General features: G+C 43.8%; 17 protein-coding genes and 1 other RNA gene. 2 read left to right on the forward strand and 16 right to left on the reverse strand.

All coding sequences use genetic code 11. The features are described 5' to 3' along the window. Window positions 1-109: 109 nt before the first annotated feature. Window positions 110-1,441, reverse strand: coding sequence for a PhoH family protein (locus BXP28_RS08165; protein ID WP_023483708.1), 1,332 nt, complete (start codon window positions 1,439-1,441; stop codon window positions 110-112). A gap of 283 nt (window positions 1,442-1,724) precedes the next feature. On the opposite strand from BXP28_RS08165, the gene BXP28_RS08170 reads away from it, so the two are divergent. Continuing rightward, the gene (locus tag BXP28_RS08170) at window positions 1,725-2,285 is read left to right on the forward strand and encodes a YhcN/YlaJ family sporulation lipoprotein (protein ID WP_023483707.1); all 561 of its coding nucleotides are present in this window, start codon (window positions 1,725-1,727) and stop codon (window positions 2,283-2,285) included. Between the two features lie 113 nt (window positions 2,286-2,398). On the opposite strand, the gene BXP28_RS08175 is transcribed toward BXP28_RS08170, so the two are convergent. The 14 genes from BXP28_RS08175 to BXP28_RS08240 all read right to left on the reverse strand — a co-directional run bounded on the left by BXP28_RS08175 (window position 2,399) and on the right by BXP28_RS08240 (window position 13,878). After that, window positions 2,399-2,851: a pyridoxamine 5'-phosphate oxidase family protein gene (locus BXP28_RS08175; RefSeq protein WP_023483706.1), complete on the reverse strand. Its 453-nt coding sequence runs from the start codon at window positions 2,849-2,851 to the stop codon at window positions 2,399-2,401. Between the two features lie 106 nt (window positions 2,852-2,957). Beyond that, a complete protein-coding gene (locus BXP28_RS08180; protein ID WP_024094512.1) occupies window positions 2,958-3,236 on the reverse strand; it encodes a hypothetical protein in 279 nt (92 codons plus the stop codon). A 20-nt stretch (window positions 3,237-3,256) separates the two neighbouring features. Further along, complete coding sequence (locus BXP28_RS08185; protein ID WP_309556360.1) at window positions 3,257-3,556, reverse strand: YlaH-like family protein; 300 nt, start codon at window positions 3,554-3,556, stop codon at window positions 3,257-3,259. Between the two features lie 116 nt (window positions 3,557-3,672). Further along, a complete protein-coding gene (gene typA, locus BXP28_RS08190) occupies window positions 3,673-5,514 on the reverse strand; it encodes a translational GTPase TypA (RefSeq protein WP_024094514.1) in 1,842 nt (613 codons plus the stop codon). Window positions 5,515-5,684: 170 nt separating this feature from the next. After that, complete coding sequence (locus tag BXP28_RS08195) at window positions 5,685-6,170, reverse strand: hypothetical protein (RefSeq protein ID WP_036654791.1); 486 nt, start codon at window positions 6,168-6,170, stop codon at window positions 5,685-5,687. A 277-nt stretch (window positions 6,171-6,447) separates the two neighbouring features. Beyond that, complete coding sequence (locus BXP28_RS08200) at window positions 6,448-7,119, reverse strand: TerC family protein (protein ID WP_023483703.1); 672 nt, start codon at window positions 7,117-7,119, stop codon at window positions 6,448-6,450. A 264-nt stretch (window positions 7,120-7,383) separates the two neighbouring features. Then, on the reverse strand, window positions 7,384-8,592 hold the full coding sequence (gene thiI, locus BXP28_RS08205) for a tRNA uracil 4-sulfurtransferase ThiI (RefSeq protein ID WP_023483702.1): 1,209 nt from the start codon (window positions 8,590-8,592) through the stop codon (window positions 7,384-7,386). A gap of 2 nt (window positions 8,593-8,594) precedes the next feature. After that, entirely contained in the window at window positions 8,595-9,767 is a 1,173-nt protein-coding gene (locus BXP28_RS08210) for a cysteine desulfurase family protein (RefSeq protein WP_023483701.1), read from the reverse strand. 131 nt (window positions 9,768-9,898) lie between these two features. Then, on the reverse strand, window positions 9,899-10,684 hold the full coding sequence (locus tag BXP28_RS08215) for a lytic transglycosylase domain-containing protein (protein ID WP_036654792.1): 786 nt from the start codon (window positions 10,682-10,684) through the stop codon (window positions 9,899-9,901). A gap of 121 nt (window positions 10,685-10,805) precedes the next feature. Continuing rightward, on the reverse strand, window positions 10,806-11,582 hold the full coding sequence (locus BXP28_RS08220; protein WP_036654794.1) for a DUF2705 family protein: 777 nt from the start codon (window positions 11,580-11,582) through the stop codon (window positions 10,806-10,808). Continuing rightward, window positions 11,579-12,502 carry an ABC transporter ATP-binding protein gene (locus BXP28_RS08225; protein ID WP_023483698.1) on the reverse strand — a complete coding sequence of 308 codons (924 nt, stop codon included), beginning with the start codon at window positions 12,500-12,502 and terminating at the stop codon, window positions 11,579-11,581. Before BXP28_RS08225 ends, BXP28_RS08220 begins: the two co-directional genes overlap by 4 nt. A 143-nt stretch (window positions 12,503-12,645) precedes the next feature. Next, a complete protein-coding gene (locus BXP28_RS08230) occupies window positions 12,646-12,951 on the reverse strand; it encodes a hypothetical protein (RefSeq protein WP_023483697.1) in 306 nt (101 codons plus the stop codon). A gap of 33 nt (window positions 12,952-12,984) precedes the next feature. Then, window positions 12,985-13,194 (reverse strand): DUF1540 domain-containing protein, encoded by a 210-nt coding sequence (locus BXP28_RS08235; RefSeq protein WP_024094519.1) that lies wholly within the window; start codon window positions 13,192-13,194, stop codon window positions 12,985-12,987. Between the two features lie 183 nt (window positions 13,195-13,377). Further along, window positions 13,378-13,878: a YpuI family protein gene (locus BXP28_RS08240; protein ID WP_024094520.1), complete on the reverse strand. Its 501-nt coding sequence runs from the start codon at window positions 13,876-13,878 to the stop codon at window positions 13,378-13,380. Window positions 13,879-14,075: 197 nt separating this feature from the next. On the opposite strand from BXP28_RS08240, the gene BXP28_RS08245 reads away from it, so the two are divergent. Then, window positions 14,076-15,911 carry a S8 family peptidase gene (locus BXP28_RS08245; protein ID WP_023483695.1) on the forward strand — a complete coding sequence of 612 codons (1,836 nt, stop codon included), beginning with the start codon at window positions 14,076-14,078 and terminating at the stop codon, window positions 15,909-15,911. Between the two features lie 129 nt (window positions 15,912-16,040). Here the strand turns inward: BXP28_RS08245 and rnpB are convergent. Beyond that, window positions 16,041-16,452: RNase P RNA component class A (gene rnpB / locus BXP28_RS08250), an RNA gene on the reverse strand. Window positions 16,453-16,512: the final 60 nt, after the last annotated feature.

The raw sequence follows: 16,512 nt of genomic DNA on the forward strand, positions 1-16,512 counted from the left end.
GCTCCGGTGAGCGTATAGACAAAGTATGTCCGATATAAAAAGGTTTTTGCTTCCGGCGCTCTTATCTTGGGCAGCCTGAACCGGAGCTTTGAGCCCGGTTTTTGTTTGTTTAAAGTAAATCGGCAGCCAGCTGGGCCAGGCGGGATCTTTCTCCTTTTTCCAGGGTAACATGGCCACCTAACGGTTGCCCTTTAAATTTCTCAATCACATACGTAAGCCCGTTACTGAATGCATCCAGGTATGGATGATCGATCTGGTTCGGATCCCCTAAAAGAACGATCTTGCTTCCCTCCCCGGCTCGTGAAACAATGGTTTTCACTTCATGTTTGGATAAATTCTGCGCCTCATCAATGATGATAAATTGCCCTGGGATAGACCTTCCTCTAATATATGTTAATGCCTCTACCTGTATACTGCCAAGACCCGCCAGTACTTTCTCAATATCACCGGGTTTTTTGGTGTCAAAAAGATACTCCAGGTTATCGTAGATAGGCTGCATCCAAGGTCTTAATTTTTCCTCTTTTTCTCCCGGTAAATACCCGATGTCTTTTCCCATTGGCACAACAGGTCTTGCGATCAGCAGTTTTTTATATTTACGTTCATCTTCAACCTTTAGCAGCCCTGCCGCCAGAGTTAGCAAAGTTTTGCCTGTACCTGCTTTTCCAGCCAAAGTTACAAGAGGGATTTCATCATCAAGCAGAAGTTCAAGGGCCATTCTTTGATGGGCATTGCGTGCTCCAATTCCCCATATGGGGTCTCCGCTGATAAATAACGGTTCCAGCCGTTTGCCGTCATGGCTAATCTGGAGAAGAGCCGATTTGGAAGTACCTAACTCGTCCTTTAAAATGACAAACTGATTAGGAACAAACTGATAGCAGCCGGGTAAAGACTGAATGTTTAAAAAGCGGTACGTATAAAATTCATCAATAATAGAAGGATGCACATTCACATGCACGTAACCTCTGTACATATCCGTGTCCTTCACTACCCGGTCCGTCAAGTAGTCCTGCGCGGTAAGTCCCAAAACATCCGCTTTAATCCGGACAAGCGTATCTTTGCTGACCAGAATAACAGGCCTGGGATGTTCCCCGGATTCCTGTTCCCGTTGATAATTCAATGCAACAGCCAGAATCCGGTTATCATTAGTAATTTCCATAAAAGTATCCTGCATCTTGGAAAAGCTTCGGTGATTTAATTCCACTTTTATTATTCCGCCATGTTTAAGAGGAATTCCTTCGTATAATTTCCCCAGATTCCTTAATTCGTCTAATATACGGGATACATGTCTCGCATTTCGGCCAAGCTCGTCAGCGTTGCGCTTCTTACTGTCCACTTCTTCTAACACTATTGCGGGAATGATCACTTCATTATCTTCAAAAGCGTAAATCGCATTGGGATCCTGCAGCAGCACATTCGTATCCAGGACAAAGATTTTTTTCAATTCGCTATCCCTCCACAAATTTGTTCGCTAGATTCTGGTAATGCACATACGCTTGGAAAGCGGGGGTACACTACAAGTAAGATATCTGAAAAAATGGCAGGCAGAAAAGGTTATTGTCCTATTTGCAGGCAAATCTGTTGGTTAAGCTTAGGGAATCATTTGGAGATATTGAAAGTAACCCAAAAGCAAAGAAATGATTAGTTCTTATCTTTTGAAAAAATCACGGAATTAAACATCAAGGAAATCACCAATATTTTAAGAAAAAGAAAGGAATTAACTGCTTATGAAATCAATTTGGATCACAAGCATTCTCGGACTCAGTGTTCTCGTGGCAGGATGTGCGACTGCAAATAAGGGAGCCGCCCCCCGCCCCAATGTAAATCAGCAGCAGATAAAGGTTCAACAAACCGCTCCTCAGGACAAAGCGTCTTTGAATAATGCCCAAATTGCCACAAGACTGGAACAAATCGCTAAAAGTAATCCTAATGTTCAAAAAGCCCGCTGTGTTGTTTTTGGCCGGACCGCCATCGTTGGAATTGACATCAAGGAAGATATGAAGCGGTCGCAGGTAGGTTCCGTCAAGTTCTCCGTAGCGGAAGCATTAAAAAAAGATCCGTACGGAGCTAACTCTGTTGTTACAGCAGATGCCGATGTGAATAAGAGGATCAGTAATATTTTGGAAGAAACCCGAAAAGGGCGGCCTATTACGGGATTCACTACTGAACTGTCCGACATTGTCGGACGGATTATGCCGCAACTTCCAAGAGATACGCAAATTGCGCCAAATACCAATATGAATAGTACTCCACAAGACCCTGCATCCCCTGGCAGTGCTGCCCAGTAGCTCTCCTCGAAGGCAGATTTTGCACAATTCGATTGGAACTTTGAATATCCCTCTTACCGTTTTGAAGAATTATGCAAAATAATATTGAAAAAGCCTGAACAGCTTTATAGCTGTCAGGCTTTTTTTATCGCAGAAAATACTTGTCCGTCCAGCTTTTCAGCCGCACGTTTGTCATACGTTTTTTCATATTCCGGTTCCACTGAGATGCGGCCGCCATAATACATGACATTCCGCACCATTTCGACATGAAGGTCAACCGCGGCCAGCTTAAAGGGAACATCCTCCAAAGATTCTGAGACCATTTTTGCTTTCCCGTAAATCGCATATACCGTACCGCCTGCGATAACTGTCAGGGTTACCTGATCCTGCTTCTTGATATTGTCTATGAGGCGGGACCTCCCATCCAGGGCAAAGCGCACCAAAGTAGGGCTCATCGCATGAACCCAGGAGATGGCATTAGATGTGGGAGCACCGCTTTCATGATCAAGTGTATGTAAGAATACTACATTTTCTTTCTGCAAATGCTGTGTCAGTTGTTCATTAAGTTCTGTCATCGATTTATTCATGTTTCTGGTTCCTCCTTATTAGAAAATAGCCGGCCCTTTAGCCTCTATTGTATTGTACTGGCAAAAGGGGCCCGTTATGTCGCCCGATTTAGTCAATTGTTTCTTGTTATTCATCTGAGTATTTGGGATTGGAATTGATGTCTATAAGCAGCTGCTCGGAAAAAGCACGGTCAAACTGCTGTGAGAATAATTCCCCATCCCGCACATAATCCACTTGTATGTATTCTTCGTCTTTCAAAGCCACATGAAATTCCGTCAAATGATGGTCTTCCTGAAGAATCTGTTCAAAAAACTGCTTCGTTTGGACAGCTGCTCCATCATCCGGCCTTGCTTCAGCTACAATGTATATCTGAAGCCAATTGAGTAGAGCATCTTGCAATTTCACGTTTACCGTTCCCTCCCGGATTAAGACATCTGATCTTTCTGTTTTTTTCTTCGTTCTTCCACAAAATAACGGACCCGTACAAGAAACATGAGAAATATGGCTAAAGCAACGCACGGGATGATAGGAAGTTTGACTATTATTTGAAAGAAGAGTAAAATTGCTGTCCCTACCCCTAGTAAAACATAAACAATCAGTGCCTTCAACAGGGGAAGTCTTCGGGTACGGAACACTTTATTGTAAACAAACGCAATCATCACATAAATAAGCAGAAAAGACAGGTAAGGGTATTCAGCAAACCAGTCATACATGGATTCCGGCATAATAAGCAAGCCCCGCTTTCCAAATATTTGATCTAATTCAACATAATGTGGATTTAAAGGGTGAAAAAAAGGGAAATGCTTCGGTCATTCATCCACACTTCCCTTGTCCTTCTTTATTATACACTTTTTTCCGCATTTTTGCGGTGTTTCTCGGCGCGTTCACGTTCATTTTTATTTAAAATCTTTTTGCGGAGACGGATAGAACTCGGAGTAATTTCACAATATTCATCATCGTTCAAATATTCGAGAGCCTGCTCGAGGGAATACAGGCGCGGTGTTTTCATCTTCACGGTTTCTTCCTTGGTGGCAGAGCGCACATTCGTTAGTTGTTTCTCTTTGCAGATATTAACCACGATGTCATTATCCCGGTTATGTTCCCCGACAATCATTCCCTCATAGACCTCTGTACCTGGTGTAACGAAGAGTGTTCCACGGTCTTCAATGGACAGGATACCATAAGTGGTCGCAACCCCGTTCTCCATCGAGACCAGAACCCCATCATGTCTTCCGCCTACACCGGAACCTGCAAAAGGCCCATAGCTGTCAAAGGCGTGGTTCAGTACCCCGTATCCCCGGGTTAGTGTCAGGAAGGAAGTCCTGTATCCGATCAGGCCGCGTGCGGGAATTAGAAATTCCAGCCGTACATTACCGCTACCGTTGTTAATCATATTGACCATCTCGGCTTTACGGGTACCCAGGCTTTCCATTACTGCACCCATGCTATCCTCCGGAACGTCAATAATCAGACGTTCAATTGGCTCCATTTTTTTGCCGTCGACTTCCTTAATAATTACTTCCGGCTTTGAAACTTGAAGCTCAAAACCTTCGCGGCGCATGTTTTCGATCAAGATGCCAAGGTGAAGTTCTCCCCGTCCCGAAACGATAAAAGCGTCCGGCGAATCCGTATCTTCCACCCGGAGACTTACATCCGTCTCCAGTTCTTTCATAAGCCGTTCGCGAAGTTTGCGGGAGGTCACCCATTTTCCCTCTCGGCCGGCGAAAGGACTGTTATTCACAAGAAAAGTCATCTGTAAAGTGGGCTCGTCAATCTTAAGAACAGGAAGGGCTTCCGATTTTTCAGGATCTGCGATCGTTTCTCCGATATTGATATCTTTAATTCCGGAAATAGCTACAATATCTCCGGCCCCTGCCTCCTTGATTTCCACTCTTTTCAGGCCTTGGAAACCGAACAGTTTTTCGATACGTGCCTGCTTTATGCCGCCTTCACGAGTCATAACAGCAACGGATTGTCCTTGTCTGATAACTCCACGGTTAACACGGCCGATCCCGATGCGTCCTAAATATTCATTATAGTCCATTAGTGTGACCAAAAATTGTAAAGGCTGGTCTACGGGTTCTTTTGGGGATGGAATGTGATTTACTATGGTCTCGTACAAAGCAGACATATGCTCATCCTGCTTATTCGGATCCAGGCTGGCTGTTCCTTGAAGAGCAGATGCGTATACTACCGGAAAGTCAAGCTGCTCGTCACTGGCTTCGAGCTCAATAAACAGTTCCAATACCTCGTCAATAACTTCGAGGGGTCTGGCATTGGGACGGTCAATCTTATTGACTACAACAATCGGGGTTAAGTTTTGTTCAAGAGCCTTGCGGAGAACAAATTTAGTTTGCGGCATAGTCCCCTCAAAAGCATCCACTACAAGAAGGACACCATCCACCATTTTCATAATCCGTTCAACTTCTCCTCCGAAGTCAGCATGACCTGGTGTATCTACAATGTTAACCAGATAATCCTTGTAGTGAACAGCTGTATTTTTGGCCAAAATGGTAATTCCGCGTTCTCTTTCCAAGTCATTGGAGTCCATGGCGCGTTCCTGTACGGTTTCATTTTCACGGAAAGTACCAGATTGTTGGAGCAGTTTGTCCACCAGGGTAGTTTTTCCATGGTCAACGTGAGCAATAATAGCAATGTTTTTTATTTTATCTCTGGCATGCATAGCTGTGAGTCTCTCTCCTCTTCTTAGGCAAACTAGTCAAAAATATCCACAAAAGAAGCGCCGGGCTGAACGCCGACGCTTGACATGTATATTATTGTACTTGAATTTCAGCCGAAAAGCAAGAAATCTCTTCATAAAAGACAATATGCTTTTTTGAAAATGATCTCTTTTTACCAGGCTTTTGGTTTCCACAGCAGAAGGGCGACCCCTGCAATTAACAGCAGAAACACAATAAGATAAATGCTGAGGCTAAACAATAATGTAACGATAAGCAGTGCGGCACTCGCGAGTGCAAGAATAATCGCAATGCGAAATAATCCTTTATCCGCGTTCGGTTCAAAATAATAAAGCTCATAAATTCCTACGGCAAAACCGAAAATAAAAGCCGGCCAGAGCACCTGCAAGGTCTGGTAACCAAACAAATTGGTAATCAGAAACAGGAGGGAGTAAGTAATCAGAATCCCTCCAGGAACAAGCACCCCTGGCGGCAGTATTTTATTGAAGTACAGCAAGTGCAAAATAATCCCTGGAAGCAGCAGCGCCAGAACAGGCCAAAAGACCGATCCGATCCAGCCGATTACACCTACTTTTCCAAGCAGCAGCACAAGTGCGATTACAATTAGAATGAGTCCTGCAGATATGTTTCGTTTGTTCATTCTTTTCTTCACTCCCTTACCCTATCCGTCATTCTTTTTCCATGTATTCATCCGATAAAACGGCACCTACCGTTAGTTTAGCTTAAAAAAAAGAAAAATACTAGCTGAGCCTTTCCATCTTTCATGCCATTTCGCCATATTTCCATTAACCCCCTCAAATTTCTTCTTTTATCCTATGTGAATATTGTCATAATTTTCCTAAATAGACATAAGAAGCAACCCTTTTCCCATGGTTATTTTTGAGAGATTAACGTATGGGCGCTATTTTGTATAGAAATCACATGGTAGATTTTTTTGTAAGCTGAACCCAGACACGTTTGGTTAAACCGGCAGCTATAACGGAAATTGCAGCTAATACCGGGAGCACCCAGTGAGGTTTGCCTGGCGGTAGCCAAGCGGCAACTTTTACATCACTAATGAACATTTCTCCTGCCGTATAACCCAGAATACCAGACCCGATAAAGACAACTACAGGGAAGCGGGACAACAGCTTCATAACAAATGTGCTGCCCCATATAATGATTGGAATGCTGAGACCGATTCCCAGCATAATAATACCTACCTGATTATCTGCCATCGCCGCAATGGCCAGAACATTATCGAGGCTCATTATAAAATCGGCCACGATAATAGTCCAGATAGCTTTCATTAAAGTTGGCGCCTGACGGATTTCGGATATGCCATCTTGTACCAGCAGTAATTTAAAAGCAATCCAGAGCAGTAAGAATGATCCGACTGCCTGGATATACGGAATCTGTAACATGGTTACAGCTACAAGTATGAGCAGCAGCCTAAGGGCAATTGCACCGAAAGCTCCCCACCATACCGCCTGCTTCTGTTCCCTGGCAGGAAGATCTTTGCTGGCCATGGCTATAACAACGGCATTATCACCGCTCAGGACTAAATTGATCAGTAAGATCTCAATAAATAATACAATCTGATCCAGCATTCCCCCATCCCCCTTGTTTTATGAAATGGCATGCCCTGCTCATCTCCGGGTTCTTCTATCTGTCAAGGGTCTTATCCCGAAGTGAATACAACAGCCTTTTAACGGACCTTATTGATAATTCGATTTAATCATTAAATTGAACCATATATTGATTGTGAATCATTATGATCATTATACAGTACCATTTCAGCAAGTAAGGGAATTATCCAAGAATACTACATCCACTAAAACAATCAGTATCATACGAACTTGGAATTTCTATATTTAAAATAAATGATCCAATTGCTCCGTTTTTTCCGGTTTTAAAACGATCATTTCTGTCTCTTCCACAGCACGGTCGATCAATTCCGGCAGCCAAGGCATTCCCTTTTCGATTGTTTCTATTAATTTTAGATTAGGTTTTGTACTTGGTGATTTTGGCATGAAAATTGTACAGCAATCCTCATAGGGAAGAATTGAAGTCTCGAACGTGCCGATTTCCTGGGCTACCTTCACAATTTCTTTTTTATCCAATGTCACCAGAGGTTGAATAATTGGCATTTCTACTACCCTGCCGATAACATTCATACTTGTCAAGGTCTGACTGGCTACTTGTCCCAAGCTTTCTCCTGTAACTAATGCAAGTGCTTTCCGTTTCTCAGCCAGTTTTTCAGCAATCCGGTACATGCAGCGTCGATAAATGGTAATCAGCAAATTTTCTCTGTACTCCTGGTGTATTCGTGTTTGAATTTCCGTAAAAGGCACAAGATGAAGTTTAATAATGCCCCCATATCTGGAAAGGATACGTGCAAGCTCAATGACCTTCTGTTTTGCACGTTCACTAGTATATGGATAACTGTGAAAATGTACCGCTTCAATCTCCAGTCCCCGGCGCATCGCCATCCATCCGGCTACCGGACTATCAATGCCGCCCGAAAGCAGAAGCATTCCTTTTCCGCTCATGCCCAAAGGGAATCCCCCGGCAGCTTCCTCCATTTCAGAATACGTATACAGAAGAGCCCCCTGTTCTCTAATTTCTATCCGAAGTTCCAGCTCAGGATGATGAACATCTACTTTCAACCAGGGGCAAGCCTGTAGGACATATCCTCCTACCAAGTGATTCATCTCATGGGAACCGTAGGGAAACATTTTATTCACTCGGCGAACGTAAACCTTAAAAGTGGTAGGCACATGAGGCTGTCCCTTGGCAATAATCAAAGCCTTTTTCCGGATCGCTTCCAGGTCAAGTTCCGATTGATATGCCGGACAAAAAGATTCCACTCCAAAAACTTGTTTGACCTGGTTGGCAACTGAACGGTAGTCCGTAACGTGCAGGTGCACATATACCCGTCCGTATTCACGACTTATGACACAATCCGGATAATCCTGAAGTACATTTTGCAATTGAGACAATATTTTATTTTCAAATCTCATGCGATTTTTTCCTTTTAAAGTAAGCTCGCCGAGACGGACTACAATCAATTCTGGCTGCATGCTTATTCCCCCTTTTTCATGGTGCCAATTGCAGATATCAATTCAGCGGTAACTTCCTTCAATGCTTGCACAAAAGTCTTGACATCCTGTTCCGTCAGATTATCAGAAAAACTGACGCGGAGACCGCTTTGTGCCCTTTTCCGGTCAAGTCCCATAGCCATAAGTACCCTGCTTGGTTCCGCTTCCCCGGATGAGCAGGCAGACTTACTAGAAATGTATATGCGTCTTTCTTCCAAAGCATGTACAACTACCTCCGACTTCATTCCGGGAAAGCTGAAATGAACAATATGCGGAGCCATCCCGATTCTATCCGGATCATCCGGCCCGGTAAGCTGGAGGACAGGAATCGAAGCGATCCCTTTCCGGATTAAATCCCTCATCCGGCATTTATGAGCATGCTTTTGCTCCAACCCCTCCATTGACATTCGCAGGGCCCGGGCCATCCCAACTATCAGCGGCACATTCTCAGTGCCCGACCGGATTCCATGTTCCTGGCCCCCTCCGGCCAAGAGCGGCTTCAACCGGATTCCGGAACGGCAGTACAGAAATCCGGTACCTTTAGGCCCGCGGAATTTATGGGCCGAAGCACTGAGCATGTCGATGCCCATCGCCTTCGGGAAAATCGGCAGCTTTCCCATCCCCTGTACCGCGTCAACATGGAAAAGAATAGTCGGATACTTCTCAAGCATCCGGCCAATATCGGCAATGGGCTGAATCCGGCCCATCTCGTTGTTAACATGCATCACACTAACAAGAATCGTTTCCGGTGTAATAGCTTTGTGCAGTTCTTCAAGGTTAACTTGCCCCGTCCCATCTACAGGGAGATAAGTAACCTGGAACCCTTCACCTTCCAGCTGGGCAAAAGGCCCGGAAACAGAAGCGTGCTCAAGTTCTGTCGTAATCAGATGGCGCCCGCGGTTTTGATATTGGTAGGCCGTTCCTTTTATGGCCAAATTATTACTTTCTGTTCCGCCTGAGGTAAAAATAATGCTGCTTGGCTGTACCTGTAAGATACTGCCAATTACTTCTTTTGCTTTTTGTACCAGCCGCTCTGCCTCCATTCCGAAACGATGCAAAGAAGAAGGATTTCCATAATGATTAGTCATCACTTCCATAATAGTCTTAACCACTTCAGGATATGGAGGTGTTGTAGCGGCGTAATCCAGATAAAGCATGCCGGTCAGTTCCTTTCGTTACAAATTGCTAAAATGAAAATCAATTCTTGGTCAAACTCATTATCCCCAAATGTGGATGTAGAGACTCTTTCAATAAAAAAGAAAGCCCGGAGGCTTTCCTTTTGTGTCTATTATACCGTTTCATAATACTTTTTGGAATCCATAACCCGGCCAATATAGTTCTGAGTTTCTTTCGGCAGCTTATGCAAATTAGCCATTAGATCTTTATCCGTTTTAATACCGAGTCTGTTCACTCTTGTCGGCCCCGCATTATATGCAGCCAAGGCAACCAGCAAATTTCCGTTATAGGTTTTTAGAAAGTGGGACAGGTGACGTGTGCCGGCTAAAATATTCTGCTTCGGGTCAAAAGGATTGCTTACTCCCTCCGCTTTTGAGGTAAAGTCCATAAGCTGCATCAGGCCTTTAGCACCGGCGCTCGAGACAGTATTTGGATTAAAAGAAGATTCCCTGTATATTATGGCTTTAATCAAGCTTTCTTCCACTCCTGTCTCACGGCTGGCTTCCCTGATGATGGAATCATATGGAGTAGTCTTGCCCATTTTCCCTCCAGAAGGGTGAGGAGCATCGACTTTCCCATTCCACACCGTTGAAGTTCCAATGGCAGCAGAGGCTTTTTCCTGAGCCGGTTTGTACCGCAAACCTGACTCTGCCTTTGCAATAAGGGCATTCAGCTCCTTCATACTGCTTCCGCCTTGTGACGGCATTCCCCCTGTTAATAGGTATGCTTGCGCCGCTGAATCAGTATCTTCATTATTTTGAAGGGCGGATTCAAGGATCCTGGAAAATCCGGTATTATCTTTAGTTGGAATCAAACCATACCTATTATCAACAGAAGTTTCACTCTGCATTGTTTGCAGTTTCAGATATCCCCGTATTATTCTTGGATCAACGTTCATAGCTTTTCCTTCCCGATACTGTTTATATTTCCCTATTATTATCGGAAAATAAGCAGCAAATTGTTATAGGATTGAATCAATTTCATTATGTTGTTTTATGGAAATGGATTCGATTTAAATTCTACAGAATATCCCGTTTGTTAAAGATAAGAAAACCGGCAACAAGCAATCCAAGCATATAAGCTAACCATATACTAACAGAAAAATCTAGAGTCATCCCCGGAAACGGAGGCAAAGCATCCGGATTAATGGATTTATCATATACAGACCAATCCATATTGTTATAAATGACATATTTGGCCCATGTTTTCTTAGCAATCAGCATAGTTATTCCCGAACCCAGGAAATGGGCTACGACGGCTACGCTAATAGCAAGTGGAGTACTTTTAAATGCAACAGCCACAAAAAAAGCCAGAGTGGAAATAAAAAAGGTACCGGGCAAGGTATATATAATCATTTTTAAAACTGCAGACAATTCGGGACTATCCGAAACAGATTGAGTCTGGAAAAAAACGGCCCCGGTGAGTATAGCAAAAACCGTCATAAACAATACAGCCGCGAAAATCATAATCAAGACGGACAAATATTTGGATAGAAGTACACTTGTACGGGATGCCGGACGAATGAGAAGCTGCTTGATGGTTCCATCCTTATATTCCTCTGTAATAACCTGACATCCGAGCACAATCGCATAAATGATAATAAAAGAATCGCATATTTTGGAAACAAGAGTAGTAAAACCGAGATAATTCAGGCTATCAACAAACGTACCTCCCCAGATTTTAATCGGAATAGCCATCATCAAAGTAATAACAGCCAGGAAAATGAGAAAGGAGAGTGTCGTTTTCTTGCTGTTAATCTTCATCATTTCGTTGCGCATTAATGAAACAAATTTCATGATTGCTCTCCTCCTTTAGTCATGGCCAGGAATATATCTTCTAAGCTTTCTGTTTTTGTATGGACCTGATAGATTGATAACCCTGAATTTACTAATGTTGAAATAACGTTAGGAATTTGCTGTTTTTCCAGTTCCAGAACAAAATGATTAGGCCCTGTCTGGGTTACTTTGTATTTTCCCTCGAACAGACGGGCTGCCCGGCTGGCATCCTGCACTTCAAACTCAATAGGTAAGGCCGTTTGGATAAGGGCTTCTTCCCCCTTAATTGTTCTTTCCCCTACAAAGGAGCCCTTTTGAATAATTAACACGCGGTCGCACATCAGTTCAACTTCAGAAAGCAGATGACTGGAAACCACAATCGCAATATTGTGTTCTTTAGCTAAATTACGCAAGTAATCTCTTAACTCACGAATACCAGCCGGATCTAAACCGTTGGTAGGTTCATCAAGTATTAGGATGGAAGGATCATGCAGAAGTGCCTGTGCAATCCCAAGGCGTTGGCGCATACCCAAAGAATACGTTTTTACTTTGTTATGTATGGCATCCTTTAAATCCACTAATTCTATAATTTCCCTTATCCGTTCTTCCCTTACAGGACGGGCTGCCATTCTCGCAAAATGTAGAAGATTTTTCCAACCGCTCATATATCCATAGAGTTCGGGATTTTCTACAATGGCTCCTACATGCTCTAATGCTTTACTCCGTTCAGTTCGGATACTGTGCCCGCCAATATAAATTTTTCCTTTGGTCATGGAAATCAGTCCAACCATCATCCGGATGGTTGTGGTCTTACCGGAACCATTAGGTCCGAGGAATCCATATACTTCTCCCCGCTGAACGGAAAATGACAAATTATTGATAATCGGTTTGCCGCCGATAGTTTTTGAGACATTTTCTAAAACAACAATCGGATCTGACATTCATTCTCCTCCATTTCTGTTTCGTTGTTTTCTCCTCTTGCCCTGATTGAATTCTAGCCTTTTACGTAAAAACAAACAAGCAGTTTCACACATTAAGATAAGGCATACGACTGGGACGTTTCAAATTTAGGAAGTTTTGTTAGTCAGGACTGAATATAAGTCTTATACATAATATAACCAAGTAACGATATGATTCCAAGCAGCATGGTCCAAAATCCAAGTGCCCTTCTCCCTTGCAAGAACGACATAAAGCCGCAAAGAATAGTAAAGGGGCCGAGCACAGCCGGAAAACAAAACAAAGATATAATCCCAGTCAGAAAACCGATAATCCCAACTGAAGTCCCGGAATTAGACGCGGCGGTGGAATGCTCCCAATCGGGCGACAGCTCCGCTGAATTCTCCTCTTCTTTTTCACGCTGCCTACGAAGAAAATGGCTGGTCTTTTTCATGCAGAGCTGTTCCTCCCGCTTGGCTTTGTTTAGTTAAGATTTACGAGTAAAGGTATGACAGCAGGTATTTCTTACATTAAGAGCTTTGTCCTTATGTTCGGAATCAAATTCTTCCCCGCCAAACTCGGCATGAAAATCGGCATCAGCATGTTCATCAATTTCAATCATAATAGCATCCGCCTTACAATTATTTCCTTCTCCCCAATAAGTACAGTTAGAGACGGAACATTTAACTTCTGGCATGAATGAATCCCTCCTTTATTCTCAAGATTCCCGATGACGAAGAGGGTTATACCGCGGTTTTAGGACTAAATAATGGCTCATGAATGCATAAAAAAGATGCCTTCCCAGGCATCCAACAGACTGCCGGTACAAACTCTTTGATGTTCATCGTTATTGGTCGTAAACCAAAACCTTCCGCCTTTTTTATACCCGCTCTCCCTGCATGCGCCGTTGAGTTATATAGTCTGTCTCATAATAAGCAAGGTCTTCGCGAAGCTCTTCGAATATTTTGGATAATTCAATGGTTAGGTCACGTACATCACGTGAAGGTTTTTTGCGGAAACGGATCGCATCTTGCCCTGTATAAGCATATCTCCCGTCTTCGGAATAACATTCGTTTTTGGGATAATAAAAACCGTTTACACAGTTATGATATACCTCATATAAAACGCGTTCTGAGTATTCCACATTGAAATTAGGGCGGCGTAGGCTGACTCCGAGCTTCTCGTAAGCCACTTCACCAAAAACAAGCAATTGACGCATATCCTGCAAATAACCACGGTAAAATTCATCCATTGCGGGGTCATTTTCTGTATTTAGTTGGGATAGGGCATGCTGGTTCAAGAATAACTCCAGCTTTGCAATTGCTTCTTTTAATTTTGTACGGGCTGTTTCACAATTGTTTTTTACATCAAACATAGCCATAACCATAGACCTCCTCAAGATTGCGCACAAACACTTTTTCTCTTATCCCAATTATCTGGGAGCTTCATTTTCTTTCTCATGGTACCACAATTTCACAATAAAAGTAATATCCATCTATCTGTCCAAAAGCTTCATCTCATAAAACAACCTGCACCTTCCAAACATAAACGTATCACTTTACCAAAGGAGGGTTGCATATGCGCCGCTTCCTATCTCTTGCTGCCGCAGCTGTTCTTACAAGCTCTTTGCTCATGCAAGGCTGCTCTCCCGGAACGGACAAGGCGGCGACTCCCGCTAACGAGTTGAAGATGAAAGAACAGCTGCTTTCCCAGGACGTTCAGCTAACGGAACAACTGTGCCGCAACCAGTGCGCCATGCATTTGCAGCAAACAATGCCTTTACTTTCCGGAGCCAACCGTGATCAAGCCAAAACCCGGTTACAGGATATGGCCCGGTCTCTTCCGCAGATGGGAAAATTGCTTTGGACCCCGAAGGGAACCAGAACGGATCAGGCTATTACAGTTGGAAAGCTGGAACAGGACGCCGAGAAACAAACACGTCCTTTCATAGAAAAAGCTAAAAAGGCTGCCGAACAGGGAGAAACATTTTACTCTCCGCGGATTGATACGGCCCAAGGGCCTTATACCGTATTAGGAATTCCGTCCTCAGACAAGAGTCATATTCTGGTAGCAGTTGTTAAGCAAAATATTTTACAGCAGGTGGCTTCTCATCAAAGAAAAAATTTACGCCTTGAGCCTTTCCCTAATCAGCCTAAATGGAAGATAGAAACAGTCGAAAGCGAAACTTTACAGCAAAAACAGGTGGATCATCCCGAGAAAAATGCCGGGACCAGTCATTATGAACGTGACGAAGTGGTAGTAAAATTCAGACGGCCTCCTTCAGACAAAGAGATCAAACAAATTCAACAAGATCTCCATGCGAAAGTGATCCGGAAAATAGGTTATTCCTATATTTTTGAATCCGAACACAAGGAAGCCAAACAACTGATGGATTATTTTAAAGCCTGGAATGTAGAGTATGTTGAGCCGCATTATATTTATGTAACTAATGAGAAATTAAAACCGTCATCCTTCTCTTTATTCCCTTGGCCTTTCCGCCAGAATCCTAAAGAAATGACTGAGGAACCGGTTGCCGCTGAGAATATTCCAAACGATACTTTGTATAAGCAATATCAATGGAATCTTCCACTGATTGAAACAGAATCCTCCTGGTCCTATAATAAAGGGTCCAAGGATTTGATTGTAGCTGTTGTGGATACAGGAGTGGACTTAAATCATCCCGATTTAAAAGGACATCTCGTTCCGGGTACCAATATTGTGAATCCCGACCAGCCTCCGCAAGATGATGTAGGCCACGGCACCCATGTGGCCGGAGTTATATCAGCAGAAACAAACAATCAGCTTGGTGTTGCGGGCATGTCCTGGTATAACTGTATTATGCCTGTTAAAGTACTTGATTCTTCGGGGGCAGGAAGTACCTATGCCGTAGCCCAGGGAATTATTTGGGCAGCAGATCACGGTGCCAAGGTCATAAACCTGAGTCTTGGAAACTATGCGAGCTCCATGTTTCTCCATGACGCCATCCGGTACGCCTATGATAAGGATGTCGTGCTTATTGCCGCCAGCGGAAACGACAATACTGAACAACCCGGATATCCAGCGGCTTATCCTGAAGTACTAGCCGTATCTGCGACCGATTCCCAGAAATTAAAAGCCGCTTTCTCCAATTATGGCGATTATATTGATGTGGCTGCTCCTGGAGTAAGTATAGCCAGTACCTATCCTTCCAATCAGTATGCTGCTCTTTCCGGCACATCCATGGCTACTCCGCACGTTGCAGGTCTGGCTGGTTTAATCCGGGCCACTAATCCGAAACTGACTAATGTCCAGGTAATGAATATTATGCGAAAGACAGCGAAGGACATAGGAACACCAGGAAAAGACACTTACTTTGGCTATGGACTGATCGATGTGGGCAAGGCTGTACGGGCAGCATACGAAAGTAGTAAATAGACTAAAAAAGGAACCGCTTCTTTCGTTTTAAGCTGTTCCCTTTTTTAACACAAATATAAATTAATTTGAAACATCCAAAAACCGCCCTCTGCTTCTGCATAAGGCGGTCCGGTTTTCTTATTTTCGCTTGACGAAAGTTTGCCGTAAGCCGGGTTCTGTACTTCCAGTGGTATAACGGGAGCGACCCCTCCCACCGTTGAAGCGACAATCATCTATCTAGGCTGTACATTACTGCACAGCTCAAGCGACCAACCCAAACGCGTCTCGGGCAAAGACTACCGCTTCATGCGGTCTGCGTCCCTCTTAGGTCTTGCTCCAAGTGGGGTTTACCAGGAGTACAGTCACCTGCACCCCTCGTGGTCTCTTACACCACGGTTCCACCCTTGCCTGTGCAGGTTTAACAATCCTGCCATCGGCGGTCCATTTCTGTGGCACTATCCTTCAGCTCGCGCTGACTGGACGTTATCCAGCACCCTGCCCTATGGAGCCCGGACTTTCCTCTCGCGGCTGTAAAGCCGCCAGCGATTGTCTGTCAAACTTTCGATCTCATTTGCTAGTATACAAGGAATCCTTATGAAAAACAACAGCGAATCGTTACCAG

The sequence above is a fragment of the Paenibacillus larvae subsp. larvae genome (assembly GCF_002003265.1).
GTDB classification, from domain to species: domain Bacteria; phylum Bacillota; class Bacilli; order Paenibacillales; family NBRC-103111; genus Paenibacillus_H; species Paenibacillus_H larvae.

Bases quoted from the DNA above. Each gene is read 5' to 3' on its own strand.
- BXP28_RS08170 (WP_023483707.1), top strand. From the start codon at position 1,725: ATGAAATCAATTTGGATCACAAGCATTCTCGGACTCAGTGTTCTCGTG.
- BXP28_RS08175 (WP_023483706.1), bottom strand. From the start codon at position 2,851: ATGAATAAATCGATGACAGAACTTAATGAACAACTGACACAGCATTTG.
- BXP28_RS08185 (WP_309556360.1), bottom strand. From the start codon at position 3,556: ATGCCGGAATCCATGTATGACTGGTTTGCTGAATACCCTTACCTGTCT.
- typA (WP_024094514.1), bottom strand. From the start codon at position 5,514: ATGCATGCCAGAGATAAAATAAAAAACATTGCTATTATTGCTCACGTT.
- BXP28_RS08195 (WP_036654791.1), bottom strand. From the start codon at position 6,170: ATGAACAAACGAAACATATCTGCAGGACTCATTCTAATTGTAATCGCA.
- BXP28_RS08200 (WP_023483703.1), bottom strand. From the start codon at position 7,119: ATGCTGGATCAGATTGTATTATTTATTGAGATCTTACTGATCAATTTA.
- thiI (WP_023483702.1), bottom strand. From the start codon at position 8,592: ATGCAGCCAGAATTGATTGTAGTCCGTCTCGGCGAGCTTACTTTAAAA.
- BXP28_RS08210 (WP_023483701.1), bottom strand. From the start codon at position 9,767: ATGCTTTATCTGGATTACGCCGCTACAACACCTCCATATCCTGAAGTG.
- BXP28_RS08215 (WP_036654792.1), bottom strand. From the start codon at position 10,684: ATGAACGTTGATCCAAGAATAATACGGGGATATCTGAAACTGCAAACA.
- BXP28_RS08220 (WP_036654794.1), bottom strand. From the start codon at position 11,582: ATGAAATTTGTTTCATTAATGCGCAACGAAATGATGAAGATTAACAGC.
- BXP28_RS08225 (WP_023483698.1), bottom strand. From the start codon at position 12,502: ATGTCAGATCCGATTGTTGTTTTAGAAAATGTCTCAAAAACTATCGGC.
- BXP28_RS08230 (WP_023483697.1), bottom strand. From the start codon at position 12,951: ATGAAAAAGACCAGCCATTTTCTTCGTAGGCAGCGTGAAAAAGAAGAG.
- BXP28_RS08235 (WP_024094519.1), bottom strand. From the start codon at position 13,194: ATGCCAGAAGTTAAATGTTCCGTCTCTAACTGTACTTATTGGGGAGAA.
- BXP28_RS08240 (WP_024094520.1), bottom strand. From the start codon at position 13,878: ATGGCTATGTTTGATGTAAAAAACAATTGTGAAACAGCCCGTACAAAA.
- BXP28_RS08245 (WP_023483695.1), top strand. From the start codon at position 14,076: ATGCGCCGCTTCCTATCTCTTGCTGCCGCAGCTGTTCTTACAAGCTCT.